At 61.6% G+C, this 21,402-nt stretch carries 24 protein-coding genes; 16 read left to right on the plus strand and 8 right to left on the minus strand.

The genetic code is table 11. The annotated features are described in order from the left end of the window. Positions 1 to 42: 42 nt before the first annotated feature. Positions 43 to 1,824 carry an EAL domain-containing protein gene (locus IPK59_14425; GenBank protein MBK8159901.1) on the minus strand — a complete coding sequence of 594 codons (1,782 nt, stop codon included), beginning with the start codon at positions 1,822 to 1,824 and terminating at the stop codon, positions 43 to 45. Positions 1,825 to 2,242: 418 nt separating this feature from the next. Between IPK59_14425 and IPK59_14430 the strand changes: the two genes are divergently transcribed. From IPK59_14430 to IPK59_14470, 9 genes are all read left to right on the plus strand, one after another. Further along, complete coding sequence (locus tag IPK59_14430; GenBank protein ID MBK8159902.1) at positions 2,243 to 2,755, plus strand: hypothetical protein; 513 nt, start codon at positions 2,243 to 2,245, stop codon at positions 2,753 to 2,755. A 41-nt stretch (positions 2,756 to 2,796) separates the two neighbouring features. After that, entirely contained in the window at positions 2,797 to 3,150 is a 354-nt protein-coding gene (locus IPK59_14435) for a helix-turn-helix domain-containing protein (protein ID MBK8159903.1), read from the plus strand. Between the two features lie 89 nt (positions 3,151 to 3,239). Next, complete coding sequence (locus IPK59_14440; GenBank protein ID MBK8159904.1) at positions 3,240 to 4,565, plus strand: MFS transporter; 1,326 nt, start codon at positions 3,240 to 3,242, stop codon at positions 4,563 to 4,565. Then, positions 4,562 to 4,849, plus strand: coding sequence for a SelT/SelW/SelH family protein (locus IPK59_14445; GenBank protein MBK8159905.1), 288 nt, complete (start codon positions 4,562 to 4,564; stop codon positions 4,847 to 4,849). Before IPK59_14440 ends, IPK59_14445 begins: the two co-directional genes overlap by 4 nt. Positions 4,850 to 4,986: 137 nt before the next feature. Then, a complete protein-coding gene (locus IPK59_14450) occupies positions 4,987 to 5,574 on the plus strand; it encodes a histidine phosphatase family protein (GenBank protein MBK8159906.1) in 588 nt (195 codons plus the stop codon). Between the two features lie 224 nt (positions 5,575 to 5,798). Continuing rightward, on the plus strand, positions 5,799 to 6,410 hold the full coding sequence (gene leuD / locus IPK59_14455; protein ID MBK8159907.1) for a 3-isopropylmalate dehydratase small subunit: 612 nt from the start codon (positions 5,799 to 5,801) through the stop codon (positions 6,408 to 6,410). A gap of 151 nt (positions 6,411 to 6,561) precedes the next feature. After that, positions 6,562 to 7,677, plus strand: a complete 1,116-nt coding sequence (gene leuB / locus IPK59_14460) for a 3-isopropylmalate dehydrogenase (GenBank protein ID MBK8159908.1) — start codon at positions 6,562 to 6,564, stop codon at positions 7,675 to 7,677. A gap of 241 nt (positions 7,678 to 7,918) precedes the next feature. Next, positions 7,919 to 8,800, plus strand: a complete 882-nt coding sequence (locus IPK59_14465; protein MBK8159909.1) for a universal stress protein — start codon at positions 7,919 to 7,921, stop codon at positions 8,798 to 8,800. A gap of 28 nt (positions 8,801 to 8,828) precedes the next feature. After that, on the plus strand, positions 8,829 to 9,131 hold the full coding sequence (locus tag IPK59_14470; protein MBK8159910.1) for a hypothetical protein: 303 nt from the start codon (positions 8,829 to 8,831) through the stop codon (positions 9,129 to 9,131). 127 nt (positions 9,132 to 9,258) lie between these two features. Here the strand turns inward: IPK59_14470 and IPK59_14475 are convergent, their stop codons facing one another. Beyond that, positions 9,259 to 9,483, minus strand: a complete 225-nt coding sequence (locus IPK59_14475; GenBank protein MBK8159911.1) for a hypothetical protein — start codon at positions 9,481 to 9,483, stop codon at positions 9,259 to 9,261. On the opposite strand from IPK59_14475, the gene IPK59_14480 reads away from it, so the two are divergent. Next, positions 9,482 to 10,510, plus strand: a complete 1,029-nt coding sequence (locus IPK59_14480) for an aspartate-semialdehyde dehydrogenase (GenBank protein ID MBK8159912.1) — start codon at positions 9,482 to 9,484, stop codon at positions 10,508 to 10,510. The two genes, IPK59_14475 and IPK59_14480, sit on opposite strands and share 2 nt — an antisense overlap. Before the next feature lie 162 nt (positions 10,511 to 10,672). Beyond that, entirely contained in the window at positions 10,673 to 11,203 is a 531-nt protein-coding gene (locus IPK59_14485; GenBank protein ID MBK8159913.1) for a GNAT family N-acetyltransferase, read from the plus strand. Here the strand turns inward: IPK59_14485 and IPK59_14490 are convergent. Together IPK59_14490 and IPK59_14495 are read right to left on the minus strand one after the other, a co-directional pair. Further along, complete coding sequence (locus IPK59_14490; protein ID MBK8159914.1) at positions 11,171 to 12,094, minus strand: hypothetical protein; 924 nt, start codon at positions 12,092 to 12,094, stop codon at positions 11,171 to 11,173. The genes IPK59_14485 and IPK59_14490 overlap by 33 nt on opposite strands. A gap of 97 nt (positions 12,095 to 12,191) precedes the next feature. After that, complete coding sequence (locus tag IPK59_14495) at positions 12,192 to 13,253, minus strand: hypothetical protein (protein MBK8159915.1); 1,062 nt, start codon at positions 13,251 to 13,253, stop codon at positions 12,192 to 12,194. A gap of 229 nt (positions 13,254 to 13,482) precedes the next feature. On the opposite strand from IPK59_14495, the gene IPK59_14500 reads away from it, so the two are divergent. Next, positions 13,483 to 14,361: a hypothetical protein gene (locus tag IPK59_14500; protein MBK8159916.1), complete on the plus strand. Its 879-nt coding sequence runs from the start codon at positions 13,483 to 13,485 to the stop codon at positions 14,359 to 14,361. 15 nt (positions 14,362 to 14,376) lie between these two features. Here the strand turns inward: IPK59_14500 and pdxY are convergent, their stop codons facing one another. The 4 genes from pdxY to IPK59_14520 form a co-directional block, all read right to left on the minus strand. Then, positions 14,377 to 15,222: a pyridoxal kinase gene (gene pdxY / locus IPK59_14505; GenBank protein MBK8159917.1), complete on the minus strand. Its 846-nt coding sequence runs from the start codon at positions 15,220 to 15,222 to the stop codon at positions 14,377 to 14,379. Between the two features lie 108 nt (positions 15,223 to 15,330). Then, positions 15,331 to 16,077 carry an SDR family oxidoreductase gene (locus IPK59_14510; GenBank protein ID MBK8159918.1) on the minus strand — a complete coding sequence of 249 codons (747 nt, stop codon included), beginning with the start codon at positions 16,075 to 16,077 and terminating at the stop codon, positions 15,331 to 15,333. A gap of 23 nt (positions 16,078 to 16,100) precedes the next feature. Beyond that, positions 16,101 to 16,775, minus strand: coding sequence for a hypothetical protein (locus tag IPK59_14515; protein ID MBK8159919.1), 675 nt, complete (start codon positions 16,773 to 16,775; stop codon positions 16,101 to 16,103). Beyond that, positions 16,772 to 17,260, minus strand: a complete 489-nt coding sequence (locus IPK59_14520) for a hypothetical protein (GenBank protein MBK8159920.1) — start codon at positions 17,258 to 17,260, stop codon at positions 16,772 to 16,774. The genes IPK59_14515 and IPK59_14520 overlap by 4 nt, the downstream gene beginning before the upstream one ends. A 148-nt stretch (positions 17,261 to 17,408) precedes the next feature. Between IPK59_14520 and IPK59_14525 the strand changes: the two genes are divergently transcribed. From IPK59_14525 to IPK59_14540, 4 genes are all read left to right on the plus strand, one after another. Then, positions 17,409 to 18,485 carry a MaoC family dehydratase gene (locus IPK59_14525; protein MBK8159921.1) on the plus strand — a complete coding sequence of 359 codons (1,077 nt, stop codon included), beginning with the start codon at positions 17,409 to 17,411 and terminating at the stop codon, positions 18,483 to 18,485. Between the two features lie 239 nt (positions 18,486 to 18,724). Further along, positions 18,725 to 19,144, plus strand: a complete 420-nt coding sequence (gene sdhC, locus IPK59_14530) for a succinate dehydrogenase, cytochrome b556 subunit (protein ID MBK8159922.1) — start codon at positions 18,725 to 18,727, stop codon at positions 19,142 to 19,144. After that, entirely contained in the window at positions 19,144 to 19,539 is a 396-nt protein-coding gene (gene sdhD / locus IPK59_14535; protein ID MBK8159923.1) for a succinate dehydrogenase, hydrophobic membrane anchor protein, read from the plus strand. Before sdhC ends, sdhD begins: the two co-directional genes overlap by 1 nt. A 27-nt stretch (positions 19,540 to 19,566) precedes the next feature. Further along, the gene (locus IPK59_14540) at positions 19,567 to 21,402 is read left to right on the plus strand and encodes a succinate dehydrogenase flavoprotein subunit (protein MBK8159924.1); all 1,836 of its coding nucleotides are present in this window, start codon (positions 19,567 to 19,569) and stop codon (positions 21,400 to 21,402) included.

The following is a 21,402-nucleotide window of genomic DNA, read 5'->3' on the forward strand; positions in this document are numbered from 1 at the left end:
GGGTGAGGGGATCATGGCGATGCGATTTGCCCGGGTGGCGGCTCAAGTCGACAGGATGCGGGCGCCGATGGCCCAGGGGCGGTCGAATTGCGGGCGGCCGTAATGATAGCCCTGGAGATAATGGACCCCGGCATTGATCAGGACCTGGGCATCGGCTTCGTTCTCGACGAACTCGGCCACGGTCTCAAGGCCGAAGGTGCCGGCAAGGCCCATCAGATTGCGGATGAAGAGCTGCTGGTCGACATTGTTGGCAAGGTTGCGCACGAAGGAGCCGTCGATCTTGACGAGGTCGACGGTGAGCGCCTTCAGGTGCCGGAAGCTGGTGAAGCCGGCGCCGAAATCGTCGATTGCGACCCGGCAACCGACATCGCGCACGACGTTCACGAAGCGCGCCGATTCCTCGATATCATGGAGCGCCGCCGTCTCGGTGATTTCGACAATGAGGCGCGAGGCGATGCTGGGTGTCGATTTCACCGCGGCGATCAGGGCGCGCAGCCAGGATTGATCGGTGGCGGTGAGGCCGGAAATGTTGAGCGAGAGCACGGCCGCGGGATCGTTGCGCAGTTCGGCAACCGTCATGTCGAGGACATAGCGGTCGAGCAGCCGCGTCATGCCCAATTGCTCGACGACCGGGATGAAGGCGCCGGCGGGCAGGATGTCGCCTTTCAGATCCTTCATGCGGATCAGGCATTCATATTTCGAGACCGTCATCGATTGCGCGTGGATGATCGGCTGATAGGTGAAGATGAGGCGCTGGTCGCGCATCGCCTGCTGCACCTGGGTCCCGATATCCATGGCGCGGCGATGCAGCAGGGTCTGCTGTTCCGACGGACGGTAGACATTGTAGCAGCAGCGCCCGGCCTTCTTGGCGTAGGTGAGGGCCGATTCCGCCTTGGTCATCACCTCATAGGCGGTGTTGACGAGGCCCGGGAACAGCACGCAACCCACCGAGACGGTGATGGGGATCGACTGGCCGTTGATCTCGATCGCCTGGTCGCGCATCGCTTCGATGATGCGGTCCATGCAGTTGACGACGCAATCTTCCGGGCAATTGCTGAGCAACACGCCGAAGCGGTCGCCGCCCAGACGTCCGATGACATCGGCGGCGCGGAGAGTCCGGTCGAGGCGCTGGCCGATCGCCACCAGCACGGCATCGCCGATCTCGTAGCCATAGGCGTTGTTGACCATGGCGAGCTTGTCGACGCCGATGACCAGGAAGGCGCCCTCGACCTTGAAGCGGCGGCTGAAGGAGATGGCCTGTTCCAGTTCGTCGCGCAGGCGCGCGCGGTTGAAATGGCCGGTGAGCTCGTCGTAATTGGCGATGCGCTCGAGGCGCGCCTCGTTCTGCTTGCGCTGCGTGATGATGCGCATGGCGCCGGACATGGCGACCGGCATGCCGTTGGCATCGATCTCGACCCGGCCGCGGTCATGGACCCAGATGACCAGGCCCTGGCCGTTCCTGACACGGTATTCGCAATCGTAATTGTCGCCCTGGCTGAAATGATCCGAGAGCGCCTTCAAGCGCCGCGGCAGATCTTCCGGGTGGATGCGGTTGTTGAAGCCATGGCCGCTGGCGATGGCATTCTCGCCTTCGCCCAGCACTTCCTCGATCTCACCGGCCCAGATCAGCCGGTCGGAGAGGATGTCCCATTTGTAAAGGATGTCGCCGGAGGCGCTGATCGCATTGCGCAGCCAATCCGGGGAGGTCGGCAAGCCTTGGGAAATGCCGTTCTGAAGGTCGGTCAGGGACTCGGCATGATTGGAAACCTGACCCGTTGCCGGCGTCAGGGATCCCAGTCCTTGCTCGCTCCTCAAAGCCGTCACGAGCGCTCCTGTGTCGCCGCCACCCGGTACCATCGGCAAACCTTAATGGGAGAGTCTAAACAAAGTCCTAAAACCTGACTGATCGGGCATTTTTCGAGCGAATGGTGGGTCCGCGGGTGGGTGGTCAAGCCCGGTCCGGAACGGGTCGGCGATGGTCGCTGCAGCATGGTAAATATTTGGTAAATCTCAGTAAATGTGAACAACCGACTCACGATGATGTGCGCAGAATCCGCGACTCGCCCCTTGAATCGGCTTGTGCCTACCTCCAATTTATCTAAAATTCTATCTATTCCTGAAGTCGGGTGATAACGCCGCGCTTGGCCGACCCGAATGATGGTCTGACGGTGTGCCAGACTTGCTCTTTCTGACCTTGCTTCTGCTGACCGGCTTTTTCTGATTTTGGGGAAACCTGGACCTTATGGCCGATATCGGTCGCCTTCTTCTGCCGCCACTGTCCATCGTCGCCGGACGGAGCAGCCTTGTCCGCATTTCGGACGGCAAGGGTGGGGACCGCGATGCTGCGCGCGATGAGCAGGGGCAGGTCACCCGGATTGACGAAACGCCGGATGCCACCAGCGGCGGACGCGCCAAGCAGTTCCGCTTCCGCGTGGTCGATGGTGGGCGCAGTGACCAGCTGGCCGGCAATGCGGAAGTGCCGGCCAGGACCCAGCCCAATCAGGACAGCACCGCGGAAGCAACCGGTGCCAAAAGCAGCCAGGCGGCCACTGGGCGCGGATCCCAAGGAAATGCCGTGCCGCTGGGCACGCCGCAGGCCACCTTCCTCGCCCAATTGATCGCCCAGGAGCAGTTGGCACCTGGCCTCTATGACCCGCCGGTGAAGGCGGCCGACCGCGCCTATCGCCAGGCCGGCGGCGAACCGGCGCTCTCGGACAGCACACGGTCGACCTCGCGCTACCAGATCGCGGTCTGAGGTTGCTCAGGACAGCGTGCTGTCTCTAAGCTCCACCCCGCATGACACCCTTCGGACAGAAACTGCGCGAGCTCAGGCAGGCCCATGGCCGGCAACTCAAGGATATGGCGAAGGCGCTACGGGTCAGCTCTGCCTATCTCTCGGCGCTGGAGCATGGCCACCGGGCGCGGCCCAAGACCGGCTTCGTGCAGCAGGTGGCGGCCTTCTTCAACCTCGCCTGGGATGAGGTCGACGAGTTGAAGGCCTTGGCCGACATATCAGACCCCAAGGTCACGATCGATACCGGCGGCCTCTCGCCCTTGGCCACCGAACTCGCCAACCGCCTCGCCCAGTGCATCGGCGAGCTGGACGAGCCCTCACTGCTGGCGCTCAACGAGCAGCTGAAGCCCAAATAGCCGCGCATTGCCCCGCACGCCAAGATGATTCAGCATGGCGCGGAACGCCGCGCCTGAGTCGAGAGCCGCGCTGAAGGCAAGGAAAGATTATGGCGGTAGAACGATCGGTCGGTTGGCTTGAGGCGATGGGAGTCTATTTCACGCGGCGCCAGCTCATCATCCTGGTGATGGGGTTTGCCAGCGGGTTGCCACTGCTGCTGACGCTGTCGACACTATCGTTCTGGCTGTCCAAGCTCGGCGTGGACAAAACGACCATCGGTCTTTTTGCCCTCGTCGGCATTCCGTATACCTTCAAGTTTGCCTGGTCGCCGATCATTGATCAATTGCCGATCCCGGTACTGACGCGCATCCTCGGGCGGCGCAAGAGTTGGCTGCTGGTGTTGCAGATCGGCCTTGCCGCGGCGATCTTCGGTATGGGTCAGACAGACCCGGTGGCAGCACCGAGCGCCACGGCGCTCATGACCATCCTGATGGCATTCTTCGCCGCCAGCCAGGATATCGTCATCGATGCCTATCGCATCGAACTTCTCGATGATCGCGAGCAGGGTGCCGGTGCCGGCACGACACAGGTCGGCTACCGCATCGGCATGCTGCTGGCGGGCGCGGGGGCCGTTGCGATGTCGGATTTCATTTCCTGGCCGACGATCTTCGCAACTCTTGCAGCGGCGATGCTGCTTTGCGCGGCCTTTACCCTGGCGATCCCGGAGCCAAAGGCAGGCATCCACGAGGTTCGACGGACGACTGGCTATGTCGAATGGATCAAGGGTGCCGCCATCCGCCCCTTTGTGGATTTTCTCGGGCGCCGCGGTTGGATTGCCATTCTGCTCTTCATCTTGTTCTACAAGTTCGGCGATGCCTTTGGCGGCACGATGGCGACGCCCTTCTACAACGAGCTCGGATTTACCGGCACCGAGATCGCGGCGATGTCGAAAATCTATGGCCTCATCGCCTCGCTGGTCGGTGGTGTCCTGGGCGGGCTGATCGTCGTGCGCATCGGCCTATTCAGAACTTTGATCATCGGCGGGGTCCTGCAGGCCGTCACCAATCTGCTGTTCAGCTATCTGGCGATCAAAGGCAACAGCCTGCTATGGCTTGGCATCGCGATCACGGCCGACAATCTTGCCGGCGGGGTTGCGGCCGCCGCCTTCGTGGCTTATCTCTCCGGTCTCTGCAATGTCGCCTTCACGGCTACACAATACGCCTTGCTGACCTCATTCATGGCGCAAGGGCGGACGGTGATGTCGAGCGGCAGCGGGTGGCTGGCCGATCATATGGATTGGGTGAGCTTCTGGGCGTTGACGGGGCTCATGGCCTTGCCCGGCCTCCTCCTCCTTCTATGGATCGCACGCCTCTACCCGCAGGGGCTCATCAGCAGGAGAGTATCTGAAACCGTCGCCGATACGAGTGTCTTTTGACAGCCAAACCCGTCGTCGCCATCACCTATTGCACGCAATGCCGCTGGTTGTTGCGGGCCGGGTGGTGTGCGCAGGAGTTGCTGGTGACATTTGAAGACGAGCTGGGCGGCGTTACGCTCATCCCCGGCACCGGCGGCGTGTTCGACGTGAAGGTTGATGGCCAGTTGGTCTGGTCGCGCAAGACCGAGGGTCGATTCCCGGAGCTCAAGGAATTGAAGCAGCGGGTGCGCGATGTGGTGGCGCCCGATCTCCCGCTGGGGCATTCCGATCACAAGGCCGACTAAGTCTGTGACCTGTCGCATAGCTGACGGGATCGTGACTGCTTTTCCCTGAATTTTCATGACGCTGCCCCATTTCCGCCCCGATTGCGGGCGAGTCTCCGGCGCATCACGAATCGCGACCGAGGGAAGGGGAAACCCCCATGCAGCTACTCCGCCAAACTCTCGAATTTCTGCCTTTCTATTTTCTGCGCCACGGCGAAACCGATTGGAACCGCATCGGTCTCGTCCAGGGTCAGGTTAACATGCCTTTGAACGGCACCGGCCTTGCCCAGGCGCGCGCCGCCCGCCAGGTGCTGGCCGACCAGGGCATTGGCACGATCTGCACCTCGCCCCTCGACCGCGCGCGCCTCACCGCCGACATCATCGCCGCCGGTCTCCATGTCCCGGTGCGCGAGATCGACAACCTCAAGGAATGCAATTTCGGCGCCCGCGAGGGCCATCCCAAGGGCGCCTGGTACGATGCCTGGCGGCAGGGTGAAACGCCGCTGGGCGCCGAGCGCTTCGTCCATTTCATGGAGCGGGCGCTCGACGGCATCAACGAGGCGCTGCGCAATCCGGGTCCGGTCCTCATCGTCGCCCATGGCGGGATCTATTGGGCGATCGAGCGCTTCGCCGGCATCGCGCGGCGCGACCGTATCCCCAACGGTGTTCCTCTGTTCCACGCCCCGCCGCCCAAGCCGCTTTTGCCCTGGCACCGGCAGCGGATCGGGGCATTCGTGGCAGCTTAAAAGTGTTTTTTTCCAGATAGATACTGCCGAAATAGCTCTCCCCCTCTCCCCTCGCGGGAGAGGGGAGAGGGGGAGATCACCGGGCAATGGTTGGGCTGCGACGCCCCATAATCTTGCACCCGTTCCCCTCGCGTGACATAACAACCGCCGCCTGTTCCGGACGTGCCGGAACGCTCAGAACCTGTTCCGGCATGGCCGGGACGCCCAGAACAAGTTGGCGGATTATGGACAAATTCACACAGTTGAGCGGGATCGCGGCACCCATGCCGATCCGCAATGTCGACACCGACATGATCATCCCGAAACAGTTCCTGAAAACCATCAAGCGCACCGGCTTGGGCAAGAACCTGTTCGACGAGATGCGCTATACGCCGGACGGCAAGGAAATCCCGGATTTCGTGCTCAACAAGCCGCAATACCGCAAGGCGCAGATCCTGGTGACCGGCGACAATTTCGGCTGCGGCTCGTCGCGTGAGCATGCGCCCTGGGCCTTGGCCGATTTCGGCATCCGCTGCATCATCGCCACGAGCTTTGCCGACATCTTCTATAACAACTGCTTCAAGAACGGCATCCTGCCGATCAAGCTTTCCAAGGAAGACGTGGCGAAGCTGATGGACGACGCCGAGCGCGGCGCCAATGCGGTCGTCTCGATCGATCTCGACAAACAGGAGATCAAGGGCCCGGATGGCGGCACGATCAAGTTCGACATCGACGCCTTCCGCAAGCATTGCCTCATGAACGGCCTCGACGACATCGCGCTCAGCCTCGAGAAGAAGCCGGCGATGGATGATTTCGAGATGAAGAACAAGCTCAGCCAGCCCTGGCTGTGGAATTGACCTTGACCTAGTCCCCCTCACCCCAACCCCTCTCCCCGGAGGGGCGAGGGGCTCTAAGATCGAACTCGCTCGAAACTCCCTCGCCCCGCTTGCGGGGAGAGGGTCGGGGTGAGGGGCCCTTCACAACCGTCCCGCTTCCCATGAGAAAAACATGACCAGCAATTCGAAGAAAATCCTGATCCTGGCCGGCGACGGCATCGGCCCCGAAGTGATGGGCGAAGTGAAGCGCACCCTGGGCTGGTTCGAGAAACGCCGTGGCTCGGGCTTCGAGACCGAGGACGGGCTGGTCGGCGGCTGCTCCTATGACAAATACAAGACACCGCTCACCGATGAGACGATGCAGAAGGCGATCGATGCCGATGCCGTTTTGCTGGGTGCGGTGGGTGGCCCCAAGTGGGACAACCTGCCCTTCGCCGACAAGCCGGAGCGTGGCCTGCTGCGCTTGCGCAAGGACATGGCGCTGTTTGCGAACCTGCGTCCCGCTCTGGTGTTCGATGCGCTGGCCGAGGCGTCGTCCTTGAAGACCGAACTGGTCAAAGGCCTCGACATCATGATCGTGCGCGAGCTCACGGGCGGTGTCTATTTCGGCAACCCGCGCGGTATCGAAACATTGCCCAATGGCGAGCGGCGCGGCGTCAACACCCAGGTCTATACGACCAGCGAAATCCAGCGCGTGGCGCGGGTGGCGTTTGAACTCGCGCGCAAGCGCAACAACAAGCTGTGCTCGGTCGAAAAGGCCAATGTCATGGAATCCGGCGTGCTGTGGCGCGAGGAAGTGCAGAAGCTGGGCGACACGGAATACAAGGACGTGCAGCTTTCCCACATGTATGCCGACAATTGCGCGATGCAGCTGGTGCGCCAGCCCAAGCAGTTCGACGTCATCGTCACCGACAATCTCTTTGGCGATATCCTCTCCGATTGCGCGGCGATGTTGACAGGCTCCCTCGGCATGCTGCCGTCGGCGAGCCTCGGTGCGGCCGATGCCGGTGGAAAGCGCAAAGCGCTCTATGAGCCGGTGCATGGTTCCGCCCCGGATATCGCCGGCCAGGGCAAGGCCAATCCCTTGGCCTGCCTGCTCTCGCTGTCGATGATGCTGCGCTATTCCTTCAACCAGGATGCGGATGCCGATCTCCTCGACAAGGCAGCCAGCAATGTGGTGGCCAAGGGCTTCCGCACCGGCGACATCATGGCGCCGGGCTGCACCCTGGTCTCAACCACGCAGATGGGTGACGAGATCCTGAAGGAACTCGACCGCCTCGGTGCCTGATCGCCGACGCTGGGCAACAAGTGGCCATTTCTTCGCACGGACCCGCCCTTTCGGCGGGTCCTTTGCATTTGTGGCCGGGCAGTTGCGCGTCTCAAGGGAAGCGCCATGCTTGCCGCCCGCACCTGATCTAAGTCAAACTGCGGCAGGATTTTCGTGATAGTTAATTGATCCTGTCGAGATGCCCGGAGATGGCAGGTCGATCCGCCCCGAATGGGCGCAAGGACAACAGGGAGATGAAGTCATGACCATCCGACATATCCTCGTGCCGCTGTTCGGCTATGACGGCGACCGCACCTCGCTCGACGCGGCCCTGGTCGTGGCCAAGCGCCATGGCGCCCATATCGCGGCACTTCATGTCGAGACCGATCCCCTGGAGCAGACGCCGCTCATGGTCGATGTCGGCGTCGCCATCACCGAATTGGTGGAAGCGGCCGAGCGCCATGCCGCCCACCGCGCCAAGAATGCCGCCAAGACCTTCGCCGATTGGCAAGCCGCGAGCGCCGTGCCGATCGACGGCACGCCCACCGTGCACCCGGCGGTCACCACCGCCTTCCGGAACATCAAGGGCAATGAGGAGGACCTCATCGGCCGCTTCGGGCGCCTGACCGATCTCGTGGTGCTCGCGCGACCGAAGAAGAACGAAGCAGCCGACCTCATCGCGGTGCGCATCGAAGACGTGCTGTTCGGCGCTGGAAGGCCCGTGCTGCTGGTGCCCAACGGCATGTCCGCCGAGGCCCTGGCGCGGATCGAAGAGGGCCCGGCCCTGGTCGCCTGGAACGGCAGCATCGAGGCGACGCGGGCGGTGACCGCCGGCCTCGACCTCATCAAGGCGATGGGCAAGGTGCGCGTGCTCTCGGTCAAGGAAGGCAAGCGCGAGGCGCATCCGGCGGCCGATCTCACCCATTTCCTCGCCTGGCACGGTGTCGCCGCCTCGGTCGGCGAAGCCCCGGCCGACGCCCACAAGGCGACAGCGGAGCATTTCCTCAGCGCCGCGCGAGAGGCGAAGGCCACCCTCATCGTCATGGGCGCCTATAGCCATGGCCGCTTGCGCCAGCTAGTCTTGGGCGGTGTGACCAGCCACATGATCGATGCCGCCGATTTGCCGGTGCTGATGGCGCACTGATCGCGATATCGGGAGCGATGGGACGGGTATGCGGGCTGCGGGCTTCTTGTGCATCGTTCTGGTGGGGACCCTGATCGGCGCGGCACCGCTGGCCGCCGGCGGCTGCCCCTGCCCGAAAGCGAAGATGGTCGAGCTCTACGGCAGCGTCTCGATGTTCCCGCCCAAGATGCCGGGGTCTCGCGTTCACCGCCAGCCCAGAGCCTCCAAGGAACCCCCGGTCCCCGTCACCGCGCTTCCCAGCATGGCGGAGATCACAGGATCGGTGCCGGTCAGTGCCCTCGACCCGATGGCCGCCCCCCGGGGGTGGGAGCCCTTGTTCGTCCAGCAATAAAATTACCAAACTCGCTGCGGCGCAAAGTCTCTCGACAAGTTTCCGCCCTGCGGTATAAATGGCCCGTTTTCGGCGGAATGGTTCCGCCCGTTTTCAGGATGATGATGGCGATGCGCGCTGTTGCGGATCAGATGTGGGCGATGTTGGACCGGGCGGCTCTGCCGACCGCGAAGGCTGTTGCCACGACCATCACCACCACCACCAAAACCACCGGCAAAAAGACCGGGGGTTGAGACGCGGCCATTTGGGTTTCATCCCAATACAAAGGCCGCATCCCGATGCGGCCTTTTTGTTTTTGGGCGGGTTTGATCGGCGTCTTGTGACGCCACAGCGAAAGAAGTGAGGATGTCATGGGTTATCGCGTAGCCGTGGTCGGCGCCACGGGCAATGTCGGGCGGGAAATGCTGCAGATCCTGTCGGAGCGCCAGTTTCCGGTCGACGACGTCATTCCGCTGGCCTCCGAGCGCTCGTCCGGCGCCGAGGTCTCGTTCGGCGAGGACCAGGTGCTGAAGGTGCGGCCCCTGGACAGCTTCGACTTCAAGGGCACCGACATCGTGCTGTCCTCGGCCGGCGCCAAGATCTCGGCAGCCTTCGCGCCGAAGGCCGCGGCGGCGGGCGCCGTCATCATCGACAATACCAGCCATTTCCGCATGGATCCGGATGTGCCCCTGGTGGTCCCGGAAGTGAATCCGCAGGCCATCGCCGGCTACAAGAAGAAGGGCATCATCGCCAACCCCAACTGTTCGACCATCCAGATGGTGGTGGCGCTCAAACCCCTCCACGACATCGCGAAGATCACGCGCGTCGTCGTGGCGACCTATCAATCGGTCTCGGGTGCCGGCAAGGAGGGCATGGACGAGCTCTTCAACCAGACGCGCGGCGTCTACATGAACCAGTCGCCGGAACGCACCAAGTTCACCAAGCAGATCGCCTTCAACGTGATCCCGCATATCGACGTCTTCATGCAGGACGGGTTCACCAAGGAAGAATGGAAGATGACGGTCGAGACCAAGAAGATCCTCGATCCCAATATCCAGGTGGTGGCGACCTGCGTGCGCGTGCCGGTGTTCATTGCGCATTCCGAAGCGGTGCATATCGAGTTCGAGAACGAGATGAGCGTCGAAGCGGCACGCGCCGCCTTGCGCTCGGCGCCCGGCATCACGGTCGTCGATCACCGCGCCGATGAAGGCTATGTGACGCCCTTGGAAGTGGCCGGCGAGGACAATGTCTATGTCAGCCGCATCCGCAAGGACCCGACGGTGAAGCACGGCCTCGCCCTCTGGATCGTCGGCGACAATCTCAGGAAGGGTGCGGCCTTGAACGCCGTGCAGATCGCCGAAGTGCTGGCCCAGGATTATTTGAAGCGCCAGGCGGCGTAACGCCGAAAGAAGACCCCTCACCCCCAGCCCTCTCCCCGCTATCGCGGGGCGAGGGAGTTTAGATCGAGCTTGAGCAACAAGCCCCTCGCCCCGCCCCGTCGGCGAATGCCGACATTCGTCGGCAGGGCGGGGAGAGGGGTTGGGGTGAGGGGCTCTTTAAACATGCCGGTTTCCATTATGCCCACCCCACCCATCACGCTCCGCGCAGCAACATCCGCCGATCACGGCGCCTTGCGCGCCTTCGATGCGCGGCTGATTGCCGAGGCGTCACTGCCCGGCGCCACGCGCGACGATTTCATCCGCTTCCAGCGGAATTTCACCGACAAGGCTCTTGCCGACATCAACCCCGACAGCCGGCTGATCGTGGCCTGCGATGCGGCGGGTGTCGTCTGCGGCTACATTCACCTGCAGCCGATTCATGACGAGGTCCTCGACCAAGCGATCGGCTATGTCAGCATCATCGCCGTATCGGAGAATGCGGGCGGCCAGGGCATCGGCCGCAAGCTCATGCAGGCGGCGGAGGATTGGGCGCGCGAGATGAACTATCCGGCCATCGTGCTCGATGTCTTCGCCAGCAACGAAACTGCGAGGCGATTCTATGAAAAAGCTGGATATGGCGAAGATAGCCTGAGGCTAAGAAAAGAAATCGAGCGCCCGACCCTAGGGGTCCTTCCAAGTGTCAGGATCGATTGATTTTGGCAGTCGCTTGTCGAGGCCCTGTTCCCTGCGGGCAGCGAAGTCCATCCGAGTCAGCTTCTTAACGTCTTTGGGCAAAGTCTTGCGTCCGTATGGCATCCCGGCCTCCAGACGCACCCGTTTCAGAACCCGGGGCGCTGGTCCGATGAACGACACCCGACCTTCCTGATTGGCACCCGGGCCAATATAAAGATCATCCTCCAAGGCACATCGTCGATGCAGGCGAAGGCTCGTGCCGAGAGTTTTGAATGTATCCAAGGGCTCTCTTGTCAAAATGTCGTAGGAACCTTCTACAGTCGTCATCAGTCCGCGCAAGCACAAGCGGACCAGCTTCTCAAACTCAAGCATCTCCGGATCGCTGGCATCATAGAGAAATCCGATGTTGCTATATGACATGTGGTGTCGGAAGAAACGGATCTCCGGGATATCTCCAGGATCGACCCGTAAGAGGTCGGCAATCGCTGACCGATCAACTGTGACGACCTCTTCGCTGATTCCGCCGTTGAGGTACACGACTCGGCCGAAACATCTGAATTTCTCTGGCCCATCTTCGTAAGCGTGTCTATTGCGCCCACCAATCAATCGCTCCGGATCGCCCGAACGCAGGTCCTCCGGCCAGGGTATCCGCAGGACGAGGCCATGGGGAGACAGGCCGCCAGCTAGTAGGGGGTCACTGCAGTAGTGACTAGGGCTATCCCAGAAACGAATCGGCACATTCTCATAAAGATCGCCCTTGAGGTTTGGGCGATGATGCAAGCAGCGTGGAAAAAGAACCAACTCCGGACAATGGATGCGCAATCTCTCGACAAATTCGTCCATATCGGCCAGGAGCAGCCTTGCGCCCACTTCATGCCATCGCAAAGGCAAATTCGGATTGCCATAGGACATAAAAATACCGCCGTTAATGCCGCTGCCGTGCAGAACTACAAGAAGGTGAAATTATCACCTTTTGGCTTTCATTCACACACTGCCTATTAGGCCATGCTTACTCTCTGAATTCAGGATCGTTCGGATCGTCTAGCGGGAAGATATCGGGCTCTCCTACCGGCAGACAGTCCTTGTAGAGTTGATCATATAGCTGCTCAACCTTGCGGCGCACATGTCGCCGAATTTTGTCTAACTCCCAACCCCATTTTTTGCCATATACCCACACATGTCCCGGACGGTTAATGGCTCGATGAAGCTCCTTAAGTAATCTTGGGTCTGCAGCCAATTGTTTTTCGGTGTTTCGCAAGATTTGTTGCGCCGAAGCTATTTCTCGCACGATCGGCGTTATCAGGTCAGCTTTCGTTGAAGCAGTATTGACATAAATGGCGCCTTTATTGCCGTGGCCAGAAAGATTAGTCGTAGCATCAGGTTGCGCGCTGCCCCTATGACCCGGTTGACCGATATCCGTGATCCGGCTTTGAGAACCCTTGGTTCCTCCATAGATAGATTTCCCGTCCTCTCGAGGTGATGTCGGATCTGGCTCCGGATCGCAGCCTCGCGAAGATGCTACGTCTATGATTGCCTCAATGATGATCTGATCCGTAGCGGTCGTGTGTGGATGTTGTACCAGGACCACATCACCGATCTGTATGGTCACCTCGTCGAAATTGATCAAGCTCTCTCGGAATTGACGCATGCTCATGGTCTTGAGCTTTGGTCCGCTACTTGTCTTGCTCGTTTCGAGCGCTTGCGGTTCCGAGGGCGATGAAGTTTGGACGGAATCTTGAGTGTCCTCAAAAATATCCGGCAATTCCACCGGCCCATCCAGGGCGCGGTCGATGTTGAGAGCGGTGACCAGGGCCTTTGCCGGCAGATTCAGGCGCGCGTCGAGCAGTAGCCGGCCAATGGCTTTCATCCGGTCCAACGGCATTCCCCTGATGACGCGCGCGGCGGCGACCGTGCCGCCGAGAAGACTTTGTGTCATCTCGACATTGAGATTGTCGACGGCGACATGGAAGGGCACGGTCGTCTCTGCGGCTGGACCCCAGTCGAGTTCCAGCCGCATTGCCTTGAGCACATCCTCCATATAGTCGGGATTGGCTTCCTGCGGCGCGAACACGATGCCCCTTGGGCGAAGCGCTCCTGATATCGGCCAGCCGCGCTTCTTCCTCGTCGGATAAATCCTCGCCGGCCTGTGCTTTTCTGACGATGGCGATCAGCTGCGGCATCTGCGCCGTGGCGTTGCGCAGACGGTCCATCGCCACAGCATCAAGATCATCATCAGACGGCGTCGCTGCGTCCGACGGTCGGGGCGATGTGGCTTCCGATCGTGTATCGCGATCCAGATAATGTCGCGCTATCTGCCCGATCAGTTCAGGATCGTTGTCATTGGCGTTCTCCGCGCCGGCTTGCCCAAGCCTTATCCTCCGCACCTCCTCGCTTTCCCGGGTCGATGCATTGGGCCGGTAGATCCAGCCATCGTCGAAGCCCTGATAGAACAGGGGCAGGCCGCCGATCTCCGACTTGTCGCCGGGAAGTGTTCTCTCGATCTGGGCTTTCAGCTGCTCCTGCGCCTTTCTATCCACCGGATCGCCGAGATGCGCCTTGTCAGGATCGACGCCGGCTTGCGCATAGTGGCGGATGAGGGCGGTACGTTCTTCGGCAAGGCTCATGTCATTGGCAGGTCGTTCATGGTGCGGTGTGCCGAACGGATGCTTGAGCGGAACCTCGTCGATGTCGACCAGATCCTCGATCTTGGGCGTCGGCGTAACAGGGCTGCCTTTGCCCGATCGTTCAGCGATGTAAGCGTCTGCAATAGCCTTCGCTTGTTGCGGCGTTGCGGTCACGACCGGCGACCAGTCGTAGAGCTTGCCGCCGACCTCGAACTGGTTGTCCTTTGGCTTCCGGCCGGTCGTTCGAAACGTCGCCTGATCGGATTGCGGCGCCGGATGCGCCTCTGTCCAGCGGACCGGGTTGATCCCCTGGTCATGGAGATGCTGGGCGAGTTTCCGTTGTTCTGCGGTGACCTCGCGCCGGGATTCAACCTGGGGCGCGTCGGTGAGATGGCTGTCGAGGGGCTTATTCACGGGTGGACGCATGGTTTCACTCCTCCAAAGGGAGTACGTAAATTACCAAACGTCTATTGCGTACGCAAGAGAAATGTTCGTTATTTGTTCTTGTTGAGGTCGCGCGATGAAAATCCCTGCAAAACAAAACTATGTCAATGATTTAGGATCGTGAAGTCACGCCCCGAGTGCCGCCACCCACTTGTCCTGGGTCTCGATGATCTTCAGCTCATCCGACCCGGTCGCGGCGGTTTCAGAGACGATGTGGCTCATGCCGGCGACCGCCGCTTCGATGGCGCTTTTCAGATTCTGGTCGCGGAGGTAGCGGGCGGTGAAGAGGGCGGCGAAGGCGTCGCCCGTGCCGGAGGCGAAGATCGGGTGGCGCCGTGTGACCGCCATCGAGATCGTGCCGGGGTCCGATTTGCTGCTGCGGGCCAAGGCCAGCACGGCGAGTTCGTCCGGGTGGTCGGGATCGGGGATGCCGGTGCCGATGATGGCGCGGGCCGGCGTACGTTTCGCCAGGGCATGGAGCGCACCCACCGCTTGCGCGCGCGAATGGACCTCGAGCCCCGTGAGATGCCCCAGCTCATAGACATTGGGCGAGAGCACGTCGGCGATGGGGACGAGGATCGAGGACAAGGCCAGCGCCAGCTCCGGCTTCACATACATGGCGCCCTGGTCGCCAATGACGGGATCGAAGATATAGAGGGCATGCGGGTTGAGCGCCTTCACCTCGGCCACCACCTCGGCGACGAGCGCCGCCGTCTCTGGGGCGCCCAGATAGCCGGTGAGGATCGCATTGGCCTTGCCCAGCACGCCCAGCTTCCGGACACCGTCGATGAGCTCGCGCACTTCGGCTGCCGGCAGCACACGCCCCGTCACCGTCTTGTGGGCGAGATGGTTGGAGAACAGCACCGTGGGCGCCGCCCAGACCGGATGGCCCATGCGCTCCAGGATGAAGCGCGAGGCCTGATGGCCGACATGGCCGTAAACGACCTCGGACTGGATGGAGAGAATGGGCATGGTTGCTGGTTCTGGGCCGATATGTCAGGGAAAAGCACGGTTTCCGAGCCTAGGCAATCGCCGAACCCCACGCAACGCCGATCATGTCTGGATACAGTCGGGCGGCGTTCAGCGCCCGCCGCTTACATCGAGCAGGGCCCCGGTGATGTAGGAAGACTCGTCGGAGAGCAGGAAGAGGATGGCGTTCGCGACCTCATCCGCCGTGCCGGGACGGGCGAGTGGGACCATGGAGGCGAGGCGAAAGGCGCGATCCGGGGCGCCGCCGCTCGCATGGATCTCGGTATCGATGAGGCCGGGGCGGATCGCGTTGACGCGGATGCCCGCGGGCGCCAGTTCCTTGGAAAGGCCGATGGTCATGGTATCGATGGCACCCTTCGAGCCCGCGTAATCGACATATGCAGTGGGCGAGCCAAGGCGGGCCGCCGCCGAGGAAAGGTTGACGAGGCTGCCACCTTTCCCACCGCGATCTGTGCCCATCCGCCGCGCCGTCTCGCGCGCCACCAGATAGGCGCCGGTCACGTTGACCGCGAACATGCGGGTGAAACGCTCGGCGCTCATCTCGGCAAGCTTCATGCCCGGTGCGACGATGCCGGCATTGTTGACGACACCGGTGATGGGGCCGAAGGCCTTTTCGGTTGCATCGAACATGCGGATGATATCGGCCTCAAGTGCCACATCGCCCTGGATGGCGATGGCCTTGCCGCCTTCCGCCTCGATGGCGGTCACGGTCGCCATGGCCGCCTGCTCATTGCCGGCATAGTTGACGCCGACCGACCAGCCGCGCCTGCCGCATTGGATGGCCACCGCGCGCCCGATGCCGCGCGATGCGCCGGTGATGAGGATGGTTCGGGTCATATAAGTCTCCCTTGTCGCTGCCATCAACTCAGGCGGCGAATGATCCAAGTCGAAAGGGCTGCGCATTGAGCGATAAAGACACAATACCGGTCAACACCCTCGACATGGAATATGCTAATCCACCCAACCAGAATAAGGATTGCAACGGAAAGGAATTGAAACGGGTATCGCTCAACGCTCCAATAACCGCGCAGCCAGCTAAAGAGGCCTTCGCAGGCGCCCCATAGTGCGACCCCAACTATGCCGCCTGTCACCAGTGCGATCAGCATTGGACCCAGTGGGGGAAGAACCGTCGGGCTCGCTGGTGCTAACTCCAGGAGGGCCATCAGAACAGTGGGAGACAAGCCCAGAAAAACAGCGGACGTGCTGGGAAGTTGCCGGATCAGCGCCAACCAGCGGCGTAGTGTGGGCAACAGGAGAACGACACAAAGGGTGCTCAGCCACAGCGCCAGCAGATAGCTCTGGCACCAGACGATTTCAGAGTCTGGTAGAAAAGGTGTCGAGTCTTTAACATTGCCGAAAAGCGGCGACATGACGCGCCATACTGAATCGCCAGCCACACTGAAGGGAAACCAAATCAAGAGGGCGAGCAAGTTTCGTGGCCGGAGCTTGGGCTCGGACAGAGCGATCGTGTTGAATTGTGGATCTTCGGTGTAGTCAACAAAGGCAGCCAAGCAGCCAGCCAGCATGATTGTCAAAAATACCCTTGGCGCGTCGCGCCTTGAACAAAACCATCCAAGCCGTGGAGCGATACGAGATAGAGAGAGATTCCGGCACCAATTGCGGAGCCGAGCGCGATCATGTCAACGGCAACGGTATCGTCGCTCGCTACGTCGTTGCCTTCTTCCGTCTGATCACGTCTGCGTTGCCCCACCGCACCGACGACAAAGAAGCCGCCGCTGCCGCCACAGCCCATGGCGATCATGACCAGGGCGAACGTCTCCAAGCCCGACCCATTGGCAAGGAATCGGAAGGCAGCGATGGTCACGATGAGAAGCAGGAAGCCTACTGCAAATTTCAGACGGGTGGCGGCACTGAATTTTTGCCAGAGTGAAGCCGTCGCCGGCGGCCCTGTGACTGTGGTCGGTTGCGCAAACAAAAGACCGAGCCGCGACGCAGCCGCAACAAGGATGGCGACAATCAGAACTGCAATGGTGGCTGGGAAAAGTGAAGTTGAGGGCATAGCGGGTCAATGAGCTCTTGAAAGGATTGTCGGCGCAATGCCGCTACGCGCCAGGGTTGTCTAGCGCCTGTCATTTCCCCCTGAATTGCCACGCGATGCCGACCTGTGTCATATCCTCTCGCAGGCGGCGAGAGACGGGGATAATCCAGTGACCACACCGAAAACCAACCCAGGCAACTTCTTCGAGGATTTCAAGCTCGGGCAGGATATCCTTCATGCCATTCCGCGCACGGTGAGCGAGGGGGATGTGGCCCTCTATATCGGCCTCACGGGATCGCGCTTTGCGCTGCATTCCTCGGACAGTTTTGCGCAGAGCCTGGGTCTGCCCTCGGCGCCGATCGATGATCTGCTGGCCTTCCATCTCATCTTCGGGCGGACGGTCGCGGACATTTCGCTCAATGCCGTCGCCAATCTCGGCTACGCGGTCGGGCGCTTCGGCGTGCCGCTTTATGCCGGCGACACGATCATCGCGCAGTCGAAAGTGATCGGGCTCAAGGAAAACTCGAACCACGAGACCGGCATCGTCTATGTGCATTCGGTGGGGCGCAACCAGGCTGGCGAAATCGTGCTGGATTATGTGCGCTGGGTGATGGTGCGGAAACGCGATCGCCTGGCGCCGGCGCCGGAGCCTTCGGTGCCGGACCTGCCGGACGTGCTTGATGTCGCCGATATCGAGGTGCCGGGGGAACTGGATCTTGCCGCCTATGATGACGAGCTCGCGGGCTCCCCCTTTCTCTGGGACGATTATCTGGCGGGCGAGCGGATCGATCATGTCGACGGCATGACGCTGGAAGAATCCGACCATATGACCGCGACGCGGCTCTACCAGAACAATGCCAAGGTGCATTTCAACCAGCATACCGAGGGGCAGGGGCGGTTCGGCCGGCGCCTCATCTATGGCGGGCATATCATCAGCCTGGCCCGCGCGCTCAGCTTCAACGGTCTCGCCAACGCGTTCCGGATCGCCGCCATCAATGGCGGGCGCCATGTGAATCCGAGCTTTGCCGGCGATACGATCTACGCCTGGTCCGAGGTGGTCGAGAAGATCGAGCTGCCCGGCCGGCCCGATATGGGGGCGCTGCGCCTGCGCACCATCGCCACCAAGGACCAGCCCTGCGCCGGCTTTCCGGGTGCAGCCGCAACTGGTGCGGGGGCGACAGGAAAATATCCTGATTGCGTCGTTCTTGATCTGGACTATACGGTGTTGATGAAACGGCGCGGCTAGGCGCTTAAATGTCGCTATCGGCGTGTGTTCGTTGACGGTGTGGTAACAATTAAGTATCAAGATCACGCTTTCTGCTGCACCGCGGAAGCACTTGGACCGTATCAAGGTTCAAGACCCAGGGAATCCGGTCCGGGATGGCGTTGGATTTCTGAGGCAAACCAGCTTGCGTCGCCACCACCCAAAGGGCCCAGCTCAGGGTCTTCCCAAGGGGCGGCGCGAGGTATCGGACGGGAAATATCATGGCCGAAAGCCTGTCGAACGGGGCGAAGCCCCATCCAAGACCGCTCTCACCGCATCTGCAGGTCTATAAGCCGCAGCTCACCTCGATTACCTCGATCCTGCACCGCTTCTCCGGCATCGCGCTCTCGGCGGGCGTTCTTTACCTGCTGTGCTGGCTGCTGGCCGTGGCGGGCGGGGCCGAGACCTTCGACCGGCTGCAGGACTTCAATGGCAGCCTCATCGGGCGCCTGCTGCTGCTCGGCTGGTCGGTCGCGTTCTTCTATCATCTCCTCAACGGTATCCGGCATCTGGCCTGGGATGCGGGCTTCGGCTTTGAACTGCCCACGGCCTACAAATCCGGCTATGCGGTGCTGATCGGCACGGCGGTGCTCACCATCGCCGCCTGGGTCATCGGCTATTTCCAGATGGGGGCGTTCTGATGAGCGGTCCTGAGAATTCGCTGCGCTCCCGCCTCGGCCGCGCGCGGGGCCTGGGCTCGGCCCATGAGGGTGTCCATCATTGGTGGGCGCAGCGCATGTCGGCGCTGGCGCTCATTCCCTTGAGCCTGTGGCTGGTGGCGTCGCTGGTCTGCAATGCCGGCGCCGATTACGCGGTGGTGAGCGCCTGGCTTTCCGGCCCGTTCACCCTGGGGGCGCTCGGCCTCACCATCCTCATCACCGTCTATCACGCGGTGCTGGGCCTGCAGGTGGTGGTCGAGGATTACATCCATGGCCAGCCGACGAAGCTCATCCTCCTCATTCTGCTGCCGATGGGCGGCGTTGCCCTGGTCGTCGCGGCGATCGTCTCGCTGCTGGTGATCGCCTTCGCCGGTTGAGCCGTACACATTCAAAAGTGAAACATCATGGCTGATACAGCAAATACCCAGATCGGCACCGCACCGCACATCACCGGGAACGCCTATCCCTTCGTCGATCATGTCTATGACGTGGTCGTGGTGGGGGCGGGTGGCGCGGGTCTCCGCGCCGCGTTCGGCATGGCGGAAAAGGGCCTGAAGACGGCCTGCATCTCCAAGGTCTATCCGACGCGTTCACATACCGTGGCGGCGCAGGGCGGCATCTCCGCCTCGCTCGGCAATATGGGTCCGGACGATTGGCGCTGGCACATGTACGACACCGTTAAGGGGTCGGACTGGCTGGGCGACCAGGATGCGATCGAATACATGGTGCGCGAGGCGGTGCCCGCCATCGTCGAGCTCGAACATTACGGCCTGCCCTTCAGCCGCAACGAGGAAGGCAAGATCTATCAGCGACCCTTCGGCGGCATGACCACGGAATATGGCAAGGGCATCGCGCAGCGCACTTGCGCCGCCGCCGACCGCACGGGACACGCCATCCTCCACACGCTCTATCAGCAGGCGCTGAAGCACCGCGCCGAATTCTTCGTCGAATATTTCGCCCTCGACCTCATCATGGATGATGACGGCGCCTGTGTCGGCGTCGTTGCCTGGAATCTCGACGACGGCAAGATCCACCGCTTCCATGCCAAACTCGTCGTGCTGGCGACCGGCGGCTATGGCCGTGTGTTTTTCTCGGCGACCTCGGCGCACACCTGCACTGGCGACGGCAATGCGATGGCGCTGCGCGCCGGATTGCCGCTGCAGGATATGGAATTCATCCAGTTCCACCCGACCGGCATCTATGGCGCCGGCTGCCTCATCACCGAAGGTGTGCGCGGCGAGGGTGGCTATCTCACCAACTCGGCCGGCGAGCGTTTCATGGAACGCTATGCGCCGTCGGCGAAGGATCTGGCCTCGCGCGATGTCGTCAGCCGCGCGATGACGATGGAAATCCGTGACGGCCGTGGTGTCGGTCCCAACAAGGACCACATCCATCTTCATATCGAGCATCTCGACCCGAAGATCATTCATGAGCGCCTGCCCGGCATTTCGGAAACGGCGCGCATCTTCGCCGGTGTCGACGTAACCCGCGAACCCATCCCGGTGCTGCCCACCTGCCATTACAATATGGGCGGTGTGCCGACCAATTTCCGCACCGAGGTCGTGACCAAGAAGGACGGCAATCCGGACAGTGTCGTCCCCGGCCTGATGGCGATCGGCGAAGCGGCCTGCGTTTCGGTCCATGGCGCCAACCGGTTGGGGTCGAACTCGCTTCTGGATCTCGTGGTGTTCGGCCGCTCGGCCGCGATCCGTGCTGCCGAGATCGTGAAGCCCGGCGAGGCCCATCGCAACCTGCCCAAGAATGCCGGCGACTATGCCGTGGCCAGGCTCGACAAACTACGCAACGCCAAGGGCGACATTCCGACCTCGAAACTGCGCCTCGACATGCAGAAGATCATGCAGAACGATTGCGCGGTCTATCGCACGGGCAAGACGCTCAACGAAGGTGTCGCCAAGATCAACGATGTCTGGAACCAGCGCGACCGCGTGAAGGTCGAGGACCGCTCGCTCATCTGGAACAGCGATCTGGCCGAGACGCTGGAGCTCGACAACCTCATGTACCAGGCCAAGGTCTCGATCGAATCCGCCGCCAACCGCGAGGAAAGCCGCGGCGCCCATGCGCGCGAGGATTTCCCGGACCGCAATGACGAAAAATGGATGAAGCACTCCATTGCCTGGCTGGGCGAAGACGGCAAGACGAAGATCGATTACCGCCCGGTGCATATGACGACCTTGACCAACGACGTCCAGGTCTTCCCGCCCAAAGCCCGGGTGTACTAA

The sequence above is a fragment of the Rhodospirillaceae bacterium genome, assembly GCA_016712715.1.
In the GTDB taxonomy this organism is placed as follows: domain Bacteria; phylum Pseudomonadota; class Alphaproteobacteria; order Dongiales; family Dongiaceae; genus Dongia.